Origin of the sequence: Psychrobacter sp. SZ93C1 (assembly GCF_015864635.1) — a bacterium.
GTDB classification, from domain to species: Bacteria; Pseudomonadota; Gammaproteobacteria; order Pseudomonadales; family Moraxellaceae; genus Psychrobacter; species Psychrobacter fozii.
Genome location: NZ_JADYWY010000011.1, coordinates 52,913 through 69,338, shown reverse-complemented (window position 1 = coordinate 69,338; position 16,426 = coordinate 52,913). Strand labels below are relative to the sequence as shown.

Sequence of the window (16,426 nt, the reverse complement as noted above, 5' to 3'; positions counted from 1 at the left end):
ATGCATTTGACCCCGACAGAAAAAGACAAGCTCATGCTATTCACGGCTGGCATGGTGGCTGAACGCCGCAAAAACCGAGGTGTAAAACTGAACTATCCCGAAGCCATCGCTTATATCAGCATGCTACTGATGGAAGGTGCAAGAGATGGCAAAAGAGTGGCCGAATTAATGAGTGAAGGCGCTACCTATTTGTCAGCTGATGATGTGATGGAAGGTGTGGCGGAGATGGTAGATGAAGTGCAAATCGAGGCGACGTTCCCTGATGGCACCAAGCTGGTTACGGTACATAATCCCATCGTGTAGCACGGCATATAGTCATTCCTCTATAAAATTATTACTGCGTTACCCTCGCTTGAAGTATTAGATATACATCTACGCTCGGTTGCCTTGTACTACTTTTAAATTGAATCGACTATCTTATTAAACTGATAATTATAAAATAAGGCGACTCTTATGCAAGCAGGCGAATACCATATCCAAGATGGCGATATCATCTTAAACCAAGGACGGCAGGTACAACGCATCAGTGTCGCCAATACGGGCGATCGACCTATTCAAATCGGCTCACATTATCACTTCTATGAGGTTAATGATGCCTTGAGTTTTGAGAGAGAAAAGACTCGTGGTTATCGCCTAAATATCATCCCCGGTACAGCAGTACGATTTGAGCCGGGGCAGTCACGTGAAGTGGAACTGGTCGCTTATGCTGGCAAGCAGGAAGTATATGGCTTTGCAGGGCGTGTGATGGGTGGCACTAGCTCAGACGCAGCATCAGATACAGCATCAGATAAGTCAGATGCTGAAAACCCGCCAGTTACCTCGCAGAAAAGGGTCAGTCGGCATATTTATGCTGAGCATTTTGGTCCGACAACAGGTGACAAGGTTCGCCTAGCCGACACCGAATTATGGTTACAGGTTGAGGCTGATTTAACGAGCCAATTGAGTACCGATAACGATCAAGTAGCGGTACTAGAGGGTGGTGCACGTGCTAGCAAACCTATTGAGATAAAAGGCGAAGAAGTTAAATTTGGTGGCGGTAAAGTCATCCGTGATGGTATGGGGCAAGGGCAGTTATTGGGTGCTGACGTTGCCGATACGGTCATTACCAATGCGTTGGTCATGGATTATACGGGCATCTACAAAGCAGATATCGGCATTAAGGATGGTCGAATTAGCGGCATTGGCAAAGCGGGCAACCCTGATATCCAGCCTGCCATCGATATTGCGATTGGCGGTGCAACTGAGATTATAGCTGGCGAAGGCAAAATCCTGACAGCAGGCGGTGTCGATAGCCATATTCATTTTATTGCACCACAGCAGTGTGAGACAGCACTTATGTCAGGCGTGACCACAATGCTTGGCGGTGGTACAGGACCCGCACAAGGTACGCTCGCCACTACTTGTACACCAGGGGCGTATCATATTGCTTCAATGCTAAAGTCTACCGATAGTATTCCCATGAATATCGGATTACTGGGCAAAGGAAATGTGAGTGTACCAGCTCCCATTGCTGAACAAATCGAAGCGGGTGCTGTAGGGCTAAAGCTACATGAAGATTGGGGCACAACCCCGCAAGCCATTGATAACTGTTTGAGTGTTGCTGAAGAGTATGATGTGCAAGTGGCGATCCATACCGATACCTTAAACGAAAGTGGTTATCTCGAAAGTACGCTAGCAGCTTTTAAGAATCGCTGTATCCATACTTTTCATACTGAAGGCGCGGGCGGTGGCCATGCTCCTGATATTCTTAAAGCCATTGGCGAGTCACATGTTTTGCCGTCATCTACCAATCCAACGCGCCCATATACCGTTAATACTATTGATGAGCATCTTGATATGCTCATGGTTTGTCATCATTTGAGCCCTGCTATCGCTGAAGATGTCGCTTTTGCTGAAAGTCGTATTCGCCAAGAGACCATCGCTGCAGAAGATATCTTGCATGATTTGGGCGCGATTTCGATGATGAGTAGTGACTCGCAAGCCATGGGGCGGGTAGGTGAAGTGGTTATTCGTACGTGGCAGACTGCGCATAAAATGAAAGTGCAACGCGGACATCTTGCACCTGATGCAACAGCGACCATAGAAGATGAACAGCAGTTCATCACGCTGACCGACTACGATCAAAGCGCAGATAATGATAATTTTCGTATCAAACGTTATATCGCAAAATATACGATCAATCCTGCGATTACTCATGGTATCAGCGATATGGTTGGCTCTATCGAAGTGGGAAAATGGGCCGATATGGTGTTATGGTCGCCCAAATTTTTTGGGGTAAAGCCTGAATGCATCATCAAAGGTGGACTCATCGCTGCTGTGCCGATGGGCGATATTAATGCCTCTATTCCCACCCCGCAGCCCGTACATTATCGTCCTATGTTTGCTACTTATCCAAAATCGGTTGCCCAAACCAGCATTACTTTTATGTCGCAAGCGGCTATTGACAAGCAAGTGGATAAGCAGCTCGGATTGACCAAAGTTATCGAGCCAGTACATGGTATTCGTAATATCCGTAAAAGTGACATGCGCTTCAATAGTTACTGCCCTGATATGGACATCAATCCTGAGACTTATGAAGTACGTGCCGATGGCGAGATGCTAACCTGTGAGCCTGTCGATGTATTACCTATGGCGCAGCGTTACTTTTTATTCTAAGCACTTTTTATGCTAAAAACTTTGTTATTCCAAGTGTTTTATTATTCTAAATATTGTGAGTTTTACGCCTTAAAAGTTTGAGCAACAACAGCCAGAGTATAATAATGATGAAGATATTTAATACCCGTTTAAAAGCCCCAAATGACGCTCAAAAAACACAATTAGAAAAACAGCATCAGACTGACGACTACCTACTTTTAGATTTTGATACTCGCCAGCATTCTCGATTTAAAGCCACTACGGTTGCAGGTGAGAGCGTTGGTGTTGACTTGCCTCGAACAGGTACTCTTAAAGGTAATGACGTGCTAATTAATGAGGCAGGTGAGTTGATTCAAGTCATTGCCAAGCCTCAGGTCGTCACTAAAGTTACCGCTGGTGATGTTTTTACGTTGATGAAAGGCGCATATCATTTAGGCAATCGGCACGTGCCACTGATGTTTGACCTTAGTGTTGACCACGGTGATGCAGGCTACGCGTTATATTTTGAAAACGACCATGTGCTTGCGCAAATGTTAGAGCGTCTTGGATTGCGGGTTGAAGATGCTTCGGTACCGTTTGAACCTGAAACAGGGGCATATCAGTCGGGGCAAGGGCATTCACATAGCCATTCTCACTCACATGCGCATGCGGATTCAAGTAGTGACTCGCATAGCCATTCACACAGTCATAAGCATGGTCACGCTCACAACCATAACCATAACCATCATGATGAGTCTGTAGGGCAGCCAAAGTGATGGTTGATACCAGTGCACAGTCTACTCAGCCGGACCAACTTGGACAGCTGCTGATGCTGGCATCGAGCAACTTACCCATTGGTAGCTATACGTATTCGCAAGGTGTTGAGTCAGCGATTGAGTCAGGCGTGGTCTCTGATGAAGCCAGCACGCTTGTATTCATGCAGGACTATCTAGCGCTTGCTGTTATCGGCTACGAGCTGCCTATATTAGGGCTAATAATGCTCGCACTTGGTCAAGGTAATGACACGCTAGCTGCAAATCTAGCACACGATTATCATGCTGGCTTAGAGAGTAAAGAATTTGTGCTTGAGTCTCAGCAACTGGCTCAAGCAATGGTATCTTGGCTCAATGAAGTACTTAGCCTCGGTATACCTGCTGAGATACCTGAAGACGGATACTTACCACTTTTTGCTCATATTGCACAGCACTGGCAGCTACCATTGGCACAGTCAATGACCACGTATGGCTTCGCCCAACTAGAAAACATGGTATTGGCTGCGGTCAAGACAGTACCGTTAGGACAGATGGCAGGTCAGCGTATCCTGTGGCAATTACAGAGTGAGTTGGCGGCGCAGATGGATGCCGTTAGCACTAACATACAGCATGCTTTTGATACATTAATGGTATCGTCAGATTCGCTTGAAGAGCAAGACTGTCAGCAACTATGCCAAGACTTCTATGAAATACTCAATATATCGAATAACTTGCCCAATTTGGCTATCCTCTCAAGCATGCATGAGGAGCAATACAGTCGGTTGTTTCGCTCATAACTATACCTTTATTTCTATTTATACTTATTAATATACAAACTGTTTTAGGAATTTAATATGTCTCTAACTCCTCTCAAACCACAAAACTCTAAATCTATATCAAACTTACAGACTGATAACGACCACCAAAATCAGCCATCTGGATTATCGTGCCTACGCCTTGGTATTGGTGGGCCTGTTGGTAGTGGTAAGACTGCATTGACGTTGCGTTTGTGCCAAAACATGCGCGACACGGTTAACATGGCAGTCGTGACCAATGATATCTATACCAAAGAAGATTCAGAGTTTTTGACTCGTAATGATGCCATGCCTGCTGAGCGTATTCGTGGCGTAGAAACAGGTGGCTGTCCGCATACGGCAATCCGCGAAGATGCGTCGATTAATCTGACTGCTATTGCCGAGCTGCAAGCGACCTTTGAAGATTTAGAGATGATTATCATCGAGTCAGGTGGTGATAATTTGGCGGCGACATTTAGCCCAGAGCTGTCTGATTTGACCCTATACGTTATTGATGTTTCAGCAGGCGATAAGATACCTCGTAAAGGTGGGCCGGGAATTACCAAGTCTGACTTATTGATTATTAATAAGACTGATCTTGCGCCTATGGTAGGTGCCTCACTAGAAGTCATGGCAAGAGATGCCAAAAAAATGCGCGGTGACAAACCTTTTATCTTTAGCAACATGAAAACGGGTGATGGGCTAAATGAGATTATCGCCTTTATCAAAGAGCAGGGCATGCTTGCTTAGTTAATAGAAGCTCGCGAACTATGACCTACAAGCTATGAACAACCAAATTATCAATATTAAGGAGCACTCCCATGACAGCCTCTACCAATCGAATAACAACAATAAAAACGCATTTTTCACAGGCTCTATCCGCTCGTAACATAGTGGCTGGCTCAACGGTGATGATGACCTCATTGATGCTACCGTCATTGGCTCAGGCACATGCAGGACATATTCATACAACGACTGCACACACGTCATCGCTGTTAGGCACGTTGCAAGCAGGGCTGATGCATCCGCTGACTGGCTTTGATCATTTGTTTTTAGCAGTCGGTATGGGTATGTTGTTTTATGGATTACAAAAGCAGCGCTTGGGTATGATGTCATTGGCAGGAGGACTATCACTAGGAGCGGTATTAGCGACTGTCGGTGCGTTGGTAGGTGGGGCTGCGTTTGGTTCGGCCGCTGGCATGGTCGAGATGGCGATACTATTGTCAGTTGCAGTATTAGCATTTGTGTTAATGGGACAATGGCGCGGAAAAGCTGCATCATTGAATACATCAGTAGCGAGCACGCCAAATACAAATTACGTACCATTACTGAGCATGACTTTTGGCGGCTTGGCAGTATTTCACGGTATGGCACATGCGATGGAATTGCCAGCACAGATCGGCGTATCAGGTCAGTTAGGTTTTTATGCTGGTATGATGGTGTCTATGTTAGGACTCTATGCGGTTGGTATGGTGATTAATCAGCAGTTGCAACAGCGTCTCGGCGGTCACTTTTGGTTCCAACGTGGGTTGGTTATGCTAGGTTTAGGGGTAGTGTTCATTCCTGTTTTAACCTAAATATAGTCAATCCTCTATAAAAGAGCTACAGCGTTAACCTCGCTTGAGGTATCACATATACATCTGCACTCGGTTGCCTTGTATCTCTTTTAAATTGAATCAACTATAGAGTATCAGTTTCTATTACATGATTTAGCTATTCACTGAGTTCATTATATTTACCCATAAAAATACGGCCCCAATCGATGATCGGGGCCGTATTTTTATGAGCCAAAAACGTGAGCGCTATCTAATTAAAACAGATAGCGCTCAGTCTAGACTACATGGCTTGCTGCTGTTGTTGCTGAGCAGCTAGCAAGTCTTGGTAGCTAACTTCTTTGTCAGTTACTTTACCTTGCTCGATTAGATAGTCAACCACTTGGTCTTCTAGTACAACAGACTCAATGTTAGCGCGCTGTTGCTTATCAGTGGTGTAGTACTCGATCACTTCTGCTGGATCTTCGTAGTTTTCAGCCGCTTCTTTGATGAACGTCTCAACGCGTGCTTGATCTACTTCTAAGCCTTTGGTATCGATAACACGGGCAACGATGATGCCAAGACGGGCAGCACGTAGCGCTTGCTCTTCAAATAGCTCATTTGGTAGCATGTCTTTATCGAAGCTATCAGCATTGGCACCGAACTGCTGAGAAAAACGTTGCATCATCATGTTGCGTTGACGCTCGATTTCTTGCTCTAGCATAGCGTTTGGTACGTCAAACTCATTCTTTTCTAGCAATGCATCAAAAGTCGCTTGCTTAACTTGGCTACGCGCAGCGTTTTTGATTTCGCGTTCCATGTTTTTACGTACGTCGTCTTTTAATTTTTCAACGCCGCCTTCTTTTACGCCGAATAGCTCAAGAAACGCATCGTCGATTTCAGGTAGCTTAGATTTTTCAACCAGTTTTACGTTGATTTTGAACTGAGCTTCTTTACCCGCTAAGTTTTCAGCTTGGTAATCTTCTGGGAAAGTCACTTCGATGATTTTTTCTTCGCCAGCTTTCATGCCTTTGATACCCGCTTCAAAGCCAGGAATCATTTGGTTGCTACCGATAACTAGTTTGAAGTCTTCAGCAGAGCCGCCTTCGAATTTTTCGCCGTCGATAGAACCTTCAAAGTCAAAAGTCACTTGGTTGTCTTTCGCAGCCATGCCTTTTTTCTCAACGAATTCTTCACGTTGCTTTTGTAGGTTTTCGATCATGGTGTCAACGTCAGCTTCATCAACCTTGGCAGTATGACGCTCAACTTCGATTTCATCGATACCTTGCACGTCTACTTCTGGGAAGATTTCAACAGTCGCTTGATAAACCAAGAAGTCATCTTCAAGTTTTACGTCGTCGATGTTAGGCATGCCAACAGCGCGGATGTCTTCAGATTTGATCGCTTCAAAAACGGTATCACGGATCACATCGTTGATAACTTCTTGTTGAATGCCAGCACCGTACTGAGAGCGGATGTGTGACATAGGGACGTTACCTTTACGGAAACCGTCAATCTTGGCAGTTTTCGCAACTTGGCGAATACGGCCTTCGACTTTGTTTTGAATTTTTTCGACAGGTACTTTAACTGTCAATTGGGTTTCTTTGTTAGATAGCTTGTTGGTTGTGACTTGTAAATCTGTAGCCATGTTAATTACACCTTTAGGATTAGATAGTACTTAAAATTAAGCAGTACTTAGGATTAAATGGTAATAGACAAACCGAGCCTCAAAATACGGGCGTGTACAACGGATTGCCGTTGGAATAAATAGGGGATAATGATAACCCGCAACGTCCATATCAGTGTCAGTAGCAATCGCTGCCAGCACAAAATATAAAACAGCTGAGGTTGTAAATGCTATCAAATATCAATAATAAACCGTTAATGCACCGCATAATAACGCTTTTTGGTGAATTATACAGACATATAACGGTTTTCGACAAAATTTTTAAAAGTAGAATAGTATAATCTATCTGATTATTAAAGTAAAAATTATCTGTTTGGTGTCATGTTTCCTTATGTTGCTTGCCTTTATAGGAACACTTATAAAGGCAGCTGCGCCAATAGCTGCTGAATAGCCTGACCGCGATGACTGATGCTGTTTTTATCAGCAGCGCTCAAGCTAGCTGCACTGGCTTGCAAGTCAGGTAACCAAAACAATGGGTCATAACCAAAACCACCATCGCCATGCGCTGTCTCTGAAATCTCGCCATGCCACAATCCTTGAGCGATAATCGGCAATGGATCGTCAGCATGACGTACCATCGCCAGTACGCAAACAAATAACCCTTTAATAGGCTCGCTCGCGTGCTCAGTACGAATAGGCTGCAAGTCAGCGATGAGCTTGGTATTATTTTTACTATCGTTACCATGCTCACCAGCATAGCGAGCAGAATAGATGCCCGGTGCGTTACCGAGTGCAGGCACACACAGTCCCGAGTCATCAGCGATAGCAGGCAGTCCGCTGATACGACTGGCATGACGGGCTTTGATAATGGCATTTTCGACGAAGCTTAGCCCATCTTCTATCGCATCTTCGATATCGAGCTGACCTTGCGGGATGATGGTCACCTCTAGATTTGCCTCAGCGAATAACCGTTTGAACTCAGCCAACTTGCCTTTATTATTACTGGCGAGCACCCATTGGGTACTTGGTGCTGATTGTGTCGCGTGTAGGGGAGTGTCGATGGTGCTTGTGTTGGTCATAGTGTCTTTCCATTAAGTGGTTATGTGTAGTCTGTTTAATCTAGCTTTTATTTTTAGTGTCTTTTACTATGGCTATAAATCTAGCTAACCGTCATATTTGCAGTAGTCATTGATGTCTGTGAGGTAGCTTGGGCTATCGGCTAATACATAGCCAATGGCTATACTGATTGTACGGTCTATAACATTTGGTAACTGATACTTTTGGTCATTGTTGCTATAATACTCGTCAAGCTACAGCGAGTTATATCCTGTAACTTTTGAATATTTAATTAATAAATGCTTATGAAGTCAAACACTTGGCTTTTAAGCAAAGAATAATAGCAAGCAGTAACCGCTAGGTTCATTTTGGATTCATAATAATACGTGATATTGTATTGAGCAGTACCGTGTATCAAGCAATAATATTCGTTTCAAACAATAAACTCAGCCAATTTAGTCCGCTATTTTATAGTGTTTTTTGCGGTGTAAAAATAGCGTAAAATTCAGTTTCTATAATCAGTTTTATAAACTAACGGCTAAACAGCAAGGATAAAATAACTATGTCAAACATTACATTGCCAGAACTACCATATGCAAAAGACGCACTAGAGCCACATATCAGTGCCGAGACGCTAGAGTTTCATCACGACAAGCATCATAATGCATACGTGACCAAGCTTAACGAGTTGCTACCAGGTTCTGGTCTAGAAGACAAAACTTTGCCAGAAATCATCCTAGCAACTGCTAACGATGACAGCAAACAAGGTATGTTCAATCAAGCAGCCCAAGTATGGAACCACACGTTCTACTGGAACTGCATGACGCCAGCGAATGGTGGCGGCGAACCTACTGGCGATCTAAAAGCGAAAATCGAAGAAGATTTCGGTAGCTATGACAAGTTCCGTGAAGAGTTCAAAAACGCAGCATTGACTCAGTTCGGTTCAGGTTGGGCATGGTTAGTCGCTGATAAAGTCGGTGGCAAACTGTCTATCGCTAAAACTGCTAACGCTGATACCCCACTTGCACATGACCAAATCGCTGTATTGACTTGTGATGTGTGGGAACATGCGTACTATGTTGATTACCGTAACCGTCGTCCTGACTATGTAGACACGTTCCTAGACAAGCTAGTGAACTGGGACTACGCAAACGCAAAATATAAAGGTCAAGATGCTGGCGTTGAAGAGTAATCTTTAACCACTAAGTATTTGATTGATAAAAAAGGACACCGCGAGGTGTCCTTTTTTTATGTGATAGTTTTTCTATATAGCTTTCTATTTTGATATCTGATTAACATATATCTTTGATAGAGCAGCGCTATTACGTTATTACGCGATACCGCCGTTAGCACCGATATTTTGCCCTGTGACCCAAGCGGCTTCTTCACTCACCAAAAATGCCACCACACGGGCGATATCGACTGGCTCACCGATACGGTTGAACGGTGACATGCTAGCGAGGCTTTCTACCGTGTCATCTGCTTTACCTTCATGGAACAGCTCGGTATCGGTAGGGCCGGGTGACACTGCATTAACTGTAATTCCTCGCGTGCCAACTTCTTTAGAGAAGATTCTGGTCAGCTGATCTACCGCACCTTTGGTCGCGCAATAGGTGCCATAAGTGGGCAGCATCATGCGAGTAGTCGTGCTTGAGAGATTGACGATACGACCACCATCATTAAGTTTAGTTGCTGCCTCACGCAATGTATTAAACGTGCCTTTTACATTGATAGAGAATATACGGTCAAAGTCTTCATCGGTCGTCTCTGCGATAGGCTTGCAAATAATCACGCCTGCGCTATTTACCAAGATATCTGGCTTACCAAACGCATCGATGGTTGCATCAAACATCGCTTCGACTTGCTTGGCATTACTGACATCGGCTTGCACGGCGATAGCTTCACCGCCTGCCGATTTAATTTGGTTGACGATATCATTGGCTGCTGCGTCATCATTTGCGTAATTGATAACGGTTTTAGCCCCTGCTGATGCTAGCAATATGGCTATCTGTGCACCGATACCTTTTGATGAACCGGTTACAATCGCGACTTTATTATTTAGTGTTGTCATTATTATTCTCTCTATTATGGTGGGTAAATATCAGAGTGCTTATATTGCATTTTGACTGATGATTTTTAATTAACGATACAGACATTACCAGTGTGCAAAGACAATAAGTAGAGCGGTTACGTATATTTATTTTAGGATAAGCTTATCCATTGTGTCTACGCAGATGCAAAGCATAAAGGTTAAGAGGTGGGCGTTGAAAAGTATTCTTTAGCTATTGAGGGTTTGGATGAGACAAGGACACGGTGAGGTGTCCTTTTTTTTATAATTATTTAAAAAACGCGTTTGATACGCTATACGAAGAAGGCTATCTACTAGGTGAAAACACACCAAAAATGATGTCGATAGGTCTGCATTGCCGCTTAATTGGCCGCCCCGGGCGAATCAAAGTACTAGCACGGTTTTTAAAATACACCAGCTCACACGAGCAGGTTTGGTTTGCTTCATGCAAGCAGATTGTCGAGCACTGGCTTAAAACATACTCGTATAAAAAATAGATTAGCCAGAAATCTGGATAAGAAAGCTATCTCAAGCAGCTATTTTTAGCTAAAGAATAACAGAGTTAAATAAATTTTTATTTCAACACTTTAGTAAATATATTAACCAAAGTTCAAGTTGGTTAGTATTCTAAAAATTATACGAATAAATAAGAGTTATGTGGCTTAATTTAGTACACGCCTTACTTTAAATAACCGATTAATAATATTTCTAAGCATATTCATTAGTTAAGGCGAGCTTAATTAAAAATTCTTTTACCCTGTCAATCCTTGGGTTATCAGGGTTTACTGCCTTAATGAAGTGCTTCCTTGCTAAGTTGCCACCTTTATCAGATAACTGAATTAACTTATTTGACTTTAAATCATTTTTTATCAAGCTCTTAGGGCAGAGAGCAATACCACTATTATTGATTGCGGCTGTACGCATTAAATTAAAATCACCAAAAATAGAGCTTTTATCTAAATGTGCTAAATCGCGAGACTGCTCTGTATAAATGTTAAACCAATTATTCCATGCTTGTGAATCACAGTCGTGAAGGTATTCATATTTATTCGCTTTTTCAATATTAAATTCGCCAATTAATTTTTTATACCCCTCACCACAAACAGGAATTGTTTCACCATAAAATAATAGCTCTTCGTCTTCTTCAAGTTCTCTATCGCAAAAGTCTAATACTAAATCAACAAAGGTTTCTTCATAGCCAACATAGTTAATATTGAAATTAATCGTTGGAAATGCACTTTTTAAATCATTTAAGTGAGGCAGTAGAAAGTCAGAGGCTAAAGACGGTATGGTTTTAATTGTTATCGTATTATTTTGCCTTATAGCTGAAACTGAATTTCGGATATTTACCATTGATTTATCAAGTGAGGCAGCCAACCACAACCCCTTTTCAGTTAAAACAAGCGTGTTATTTTTTCTTTTAACTAGAGCAACTTCCAGCCAATCTTCTAATTTTTTTACCTGTGCTATGACTGCCGAATGAGTTATACACAACTCCTGTGCAGCCTTTGTATAGCTGAGGTTTCTAGCCACAGAGTCAAAATAGTAGATAGCAGTAAGTGGCAATTTCATTTTAGAACCTTAATTTTAGATGTTAGTTTTTCTAACAATAGGCGAATTTTTTCTGACTTGTTAGTAACTTAACAGATGATTAACCTAAAGGAAATTAAATAGTTACATCAACGGAGTAAGAAAAATGTTTACTAAAGCGCTTAAAGATATTGAAAACACTGATTTTTTTGTTCATTGGGGAAATGGAACCAGCCATCGCCTTTTGACTGAAACAGATGGTATGGGATTCACAGTTTGCCATACCAAAGTTAATAAAGGATCTGAATCTGTACTTGAATATAAAAACCATCTAGAGGCATGTTATTGCATTGCTGGACAAGGAGAAATTGAAGACATGAAAGGTAATATCCATAGAATTAGTGAAGGTGTTATTTATGTTTTAGACAAGCATGACAAACATTTTTTGAGAGCTGATGAAGAGCAGGATCTTATTTTGGTTTCAGTATTTAATCCGCCACTCACAGGTACAGAGAAGCACTCACTATCTGCAGATGGATCATCAAGCTACTAACTAAATAGCAAAAAAGGGGCGGACACCTATGAATTACACATACAGCACTTTTGCTATATATCTGCTTGCTATGTTAGGTATTGGCTATTACTTTTACCGTAAAACCAGTACTTCCTCAGATTATATTTTAGGATCTCGAGACTTACCGCCCAGTGTTGCAGCTATAAGCTCTGGTGCTTCCGATTTAAGTGGATGGGCTTTAATGGGGCTTCCTGGAGCATTATTTACCACTGGCCTTTCTGCTATTTGGATCGTTGTATTTACACTTATGGGTGTCTACCTCAACTGGAAACTCGTAGCACCCAAGCTACGTGTTGCCACTGAGGAATTAGATGATTCACAAACAATTCCTGAATACCTTAAAAATCGGTTTAAAACGGACACAAAAACTTTTAAAACGGACTCAAAAACTTTACAGCTAATAGCTTCATTAGTCATGCTCGTCTTTTTTACATTGTATGTAGGCGCAGGACTAAGTGGTGGAGCTGTGCTGTTTGAAAGAGTCTTTAATATAGATTATCACGTCGCTTTATTCATTGGTGCGATTGTTATCGTTTCATATACCTTTATGGGAGGTTACTTAGCAGTATGCTGGACTGATTTTTTTCAAGGGCTAATGATGTCTCTGTCTCTACTCATTACCGCTCTTTGTTTATTTTTTATATTTAACACACCACAAATGAGCCCAGAGTTATCGCAAGTATTAAGTAAACTAACATTTAAAGCGCTAGAACCCAGTGATGGCTGGCTATTTGGACTGATTTCTTTTAGTGGCTGGTGTATTGGTTATGTAGGTCAGCCCCATGTGCTTGTTAGGTTTATGAGTGTTAGGTCTTTAGAGGATGTAGCAATTTCACGAAAGATAGCCATAGTATGGTCTACAATTACAATGATTTCAGCTGTAGTAGTAGGAGTATTCGGCGCTGCCTATTTTGGAAGTGAGCTTAGCGACCCTGAAACTGTATTTATTGCACTAGCCCAAGCCTTTTATCATCCATTTGTTGCTGGAATCATCATCGCAGGTATATTAGCGGCCATAATGAGTACTATAGATTCGCAATTGCTTATTTGCTCTACAACCATTTCTGAAGATTTATATAAAACCTACTTTCGGAAAAATGCGAATGATAAAGAAGTTATTTTAGTTGCACGCATGGGTCTATTAATCGTTACTTTAATAGGTCTTGCCTTAGCTTTTAATAAGGCAGATAAAACTCTGTTGAGTATGGTCGCTTTTGCTTGGGGTGGATTTGGCGCAGCATTCGGCCCTGTTATTATATTTAGCTTGTTTTGGCGGTCTATGACATGCCAAGCGGCGATATGGGGCATGATCATAGGTGCAGTAACATCACTAATTTGGGAAGTATTAGAGGGAGGTATATTCGATATGTTTGGAGTTGTTCCTGGTTTTATCGGGGCTAGTATCACTATAGTTCTTATAACATTGTTTTCTAACTATCGTGCTAAACACCAACAACTTAGTTAAGCGTTAACTTTATAAAAAAAGTCCAGCATTGCTGGGCTTAAAGTCATTTTAGGAGTAGTGATTTACTTAATTAAATGACACCGTAATGATGTTATAACATGCATTTTCAATTAGACATAATTGGTAATCGTACGATGATAATGTAGTACCACGTATATAGTCACGGTAACGGCCGCTATCTAAAGCTATATCTACTAGCTCACCGTTACGGTATACACTTAATGATTCAGCGCCTACATGATCCCAGCTTGGATCAACGCGCATACTATCAAAGCGAGACTTATTAGCACATTTTAAGATCAGCACTAATCCTCATCAACCAAAACCCAACCACCATCGTTATCCACGACCGACTCATCAAACACTCTCACAAATCCTTGCTTCACCAATTCAATACGCGATACTTCAGGTTCACCATCAACTTTGATAATGGGTGCGTCTATAGGCGTAACAGATTGCCATGGCGACGCTTGTCTTATTTTATTTGCCAATACAAAACTAAAGAACGCAGTGTCGCCTGCCATCATACGCAGGTCATCAACGACCAGCTGGACGTCTTGTTTGTTCGGTTCAACAGCGTCATCAAGCATCGTTTGAGTTCGGTAGCCTGTCCAATCACCAGAGAACCAATCCAGCCTGTGTGCATAGGGCTGGCTCGCTATTGGTAAGTTTGCACGTAGCGTCTGCGAATTATCATACTGCGTCAGATAGCGATACTCAGGTAAGCGACTGTCTAAAATGCTACCGCGCATTTCAATCAATCTATTTTGATCGTCTTCAGCGACCGTACGCCACATCAGGATAGTAGGTAGCACAGGCATAGTTTTGATACGGGCTATATTGTCTATTTTGGCAGCTGCTAACGTTTGCTCAGCTTTGTCTTGCGCGTAATATTTTAGACCTAACGAGAGCATCAAATAACCACTACTGATCACCAGCATCCAAATAGCAAGCCGTTGGCAATGGGTTAATAAGCCTGTTTTAAAAGTACTAAGCTTGCTGCCTTTTGTCAGCCCTATAATCATGGCGATGAGCAATGGCAACGTATATAGCGGATCGATGATAAACATCGAGGCAATACTAAAAGGCGTCAGCGATAAAGACTCTTGTAGCGGCCACAGTAATTGCGTGCCATAGACCGTGAAGCTGTCTAAAATTGGGTGGGTCGTGAGCGCCAGCGTCATGGCCGTTGCCAAGCGCGTTGTAGAGTAAGGTAGTGGCATGTTGCGCCACGCATGATAGCGACTGATTAACCACGCACCCACGATGCCGACTGCCGTCAGGACAATTAGCGAATGACTAAAACCACGGTGATACGTCATATTGCTGATGGGATCAGGATAATTTATTAAGACATCCAAATCGGGCAAAGTGCCCAGCATGGCCCCGTATAGATAGGCTTTGCGTCCTTGGTATTTACCCAGTACCGCACCTTGTACACTAGCGCCTAAAACAATCTGACTGAGTGAATCCATGGTTATCTACTTGTGTGGTTTTTTATTTGATTGCTTATTTGATTGCTTATTTGCTTTCTTATTTAGGTATGAGCAATGATTGACTATCGCACAAGGCAATTTCTGGTTCAAAAAACCTCAAAATGGTGAGCGGATAATGCCTCACGTAGCATCGCAATATTATAAAAAGCATGCGCATTGACAGTGTTTTGAAAGAAGATATAGAGCGTATCAAAATGCTGACGCTGATTGGCAATCGCTTGCGCCCAGTCCTGCATCTCCGCCTCGTTATAACGATAATCATGACGGTCAGCCGCGCTCATCGCATCCCACCAGTTTAGGTTATTACCATGCATGCGCAGATAGCCAGTGCGTTCGGTAAATATCAATCGTGATGGTGGTATGCCATTCACCTTTGGGTAATCAACGCTGCACCAAATGAGACCTTGCTGCCGAAAGCTATCGACCACTTGCGGCGTGTGCCAAGCGTTATGACGAAACTCAATGGTGAGTGGGTAGTCTTGAAACCAACTGACAAGCTCTGCCAGATAGAGACGATGCTCGCGAGTACGATCAAAGCCGTGTGGGAACTGTAGTAATAAAGGTGCTAAAGCATTTGCTTCGATAAGTGGAGATAAGGCGTTTAGAAATGCTTGTGCATGCTCGCTTGTGCCTTTGCGTGCATGAGTAAAGTCTTGATGCAGCTTAACGGCGAACTTTAACTCGCTGTCGGCTTGTACATAAGCTTTATCAACCATACCAGCAAAGGCCTTTTGTCCAATAGGCGCATAGAAGCTGCTGTTGATCTCCACTGCGCCATATTGCTTGGCGTACTCACGTAAAAAGTCCGTTTTTTTAGTGCCAGTGGGATACAGCGTACCGAGTAGATCGGTATCGCTATAGCCACCAGTGCCAAGATAAATACGCGGGGTAAGGTTACTGTCCATGTTGACCACTCACT

General features: G+C 42.7%; 15 protein-coding genes. 9 read left to right on the top strand and 6 right to left on the bottom strand.

What is annotated here, in order from left to right:
- The 6 genes from ureA (at position 1) to I6E83_RS13225 (ending at position 5,736) form a co-directional block, all read left to right on the top strand.
- On the top strand, positions 1–303 hold the full coding sequence (gene ureA / locus I6E83_RS13250) for an urease subunit gamma (protein ID WP_057761815.1): 303 nt from the start codon (positions 1–3) through the stop codon (positions 301–303).
- Between the two features lie 150 nt (positions 304–453).
- Positions 454–2,655, top strand: a complete 2,202-nt coding sequence (gene ureC, locus I6E83_RS13245) for an urease subunit alpha (protein ID WP_197102532.1) — start codon at positions 454–456, stop codon at positions 2,653–2,655.
- A gap of 107 nt (positions 2,656–2,762) precedes the next feature.
- Entirely contained in the window at positions 2,763–3,389 is a 627-nt protein-coding gene (gene ureE / locus I6E83_RS13240) for an urease accessory protein UreE (protein ID WP_197102572.1), read from the top strand.
- Complete coding sequence (locus I6E83_RS13235) at positions 3,389–4,162, top strand: urease accessory protein UreF (protein ID WP_197102530.1); 774 nt, start codon at positions 3,389–3,391, stop codon at positions 4,160–4,162. Before ureE ends, I6E83_RS13235 begins: the two co-directional genes overlap by 1 nt.
- 57 nt (positions 4,163–4,219) lie before the next feature.
- A complete protein-coding gene (ureG, locus tag I6E83_RS13230) occupies positions 4,220–4,909 on the top strand; it encodes an urease accessory protein UreG (protein WP_197102528.1) in 690 nt (229 codons plus the stop codon).
- Positions 4,910–4,980: 71 nt separating this feature from the next.
- Complete coding sequence (locus I6E83_RS13225; RefSeq protein WP_197102526.1) at positions 4,981–5,736, top strand: HupE/UreJ family protein; 756 nt, start codon at positions 4,981–4,983, stop codon at positions 5,734–5,736.
- A 259-nt stretch (positions 5,737–5,995) separates the two neighbouring features.
- Here the strand turns inward: I6E83_RS13225 and tig are convergent, their stop codons facing one another.
- Positions 5,996–7,339 carry a trigger factor gene (tig, locus tag I6E83_RS13220; protein WP_194198232.1) on the bottom strand — a complete coding sequence of 448 codons (1,344 nt, stop codon included), beginning with the start codon at positions 7,337–7,339 and terminating at the stop codon, positions 5,996–5,998.
- A 395-nt stretch (positions 7,340–7,734) separates the two neighbouring features.
- Entirely contained in the window at positions 7,735–8,397 is a 663-nt protein-coding gene (rdgB, locus tag I6E83_RS13215; RefSeq protein ID WP_227680953.1) for an RdgB/HAM1 family non-canonical purine NTP pyrophosphatase, read from the bottom strand.
- A 539-nt stretch (positions 8,398–8,936) separates the two neighbouring features.
- Here rdgB and I6E83_RS13210 point away from each other — a divergent pair.
- A complete protein-coding gene (locus I6E83_RS13210; protein WP_197102524.1) occupies positions 8,937–9,566 on the top strand; it encodes a superoxide dismutase in 630 nt (209 codons plus the stop codon).
- Positions 9,567–9,704: 138 nt separating this feature from the next.
- Here I6E83_RS13210 and I6E83_RS13205 read toward each other — a convergent pair whose 3' ends face one another.
- A complete protein-coding gene (locus I6E83_RS13205; protein WP_197102522.1) occupies positions 9,705–10,445 on the bottom strand; it encodes an SDR family oxidoreductase in 741 nt (246 codons plus the stop codon).
- Between the two features lie 705 nt (positions 10,446–11,150).
- Positions 11,151–12,014 carry a LysR family transcriptional regulator gene (locus I6E83_RS13200; RefSeq protein WP_197102520.1) on the bottom strand — a complete coding sequence of 288 codons (864 nt, stop codon included), beginning with the start codon at positions 12,012–12,014 and terminating at the stop codon, positions 11,151–11,153.
- 124 nt (positions 12,015–12,138) lie between these two features.
- Between I6E83_RS13200 and I6E83_RS13195 the strand changes: the two genes are divergently transcribed.
- Both I6E83_RS13195 and putP read left to right on the top strand, forming a co-directional pair.
- Positions 12,139–12,525 carry an ectoine synthase gene (locus tag I6E83_RS13195; protein WP_197102518.1) on the top strand — a complete coding sequence of 129 codons (387 nt, stop codon included), beginning with the start codon at positions 12,139–12,141 and terminating at the stop codon, positions 12,523–12,525.
- 28 nt (positions 12,526–12,553) lie between these two features.
- Complete coding sequence (gene putP / locus I6E83_RS13190; protein WP_197102517.1) at positions 12,554–14,011, top strand: sodium/proline symporter PutP; 1,458 nt, start codon at positions 12,554–12,556, stop codon at positions 14,009–14,011.
- Positions 14,012–14,316: 305 nt separating this feature from the next.
- Here the strand turns inward: putP and I6E83_RS13185 are convergent, their stop codons facing one another.
- Positions 14,317–15,486 carry a metal-dependent hydrolase gene (locus I6E83_RS13185; protein ID WP_197102516.1) on the bottom strand — a complete coding sequence of 390 codons (1,170 nt, stop codon included), beginning with the start codon at positions 15,484–15,486 and terminating at the stop codon, positions 14,317–14,319.
- Positions 15,487–15,593: 107 nt separating this feature from the next.
- Positions 15,594–16,412, bottom strand: a complete 819-nt coding sequence (locus tag I6E83_RS13180) for a DUF72 domain-containing protein (protein ID WP_197102515.1) — start codon at positions 16,410–16,412, stop codon at positions 15,594–15,596.
- Between the last annotated feature and the right edge of the window lie 14 nt (positions 16,413–16,426).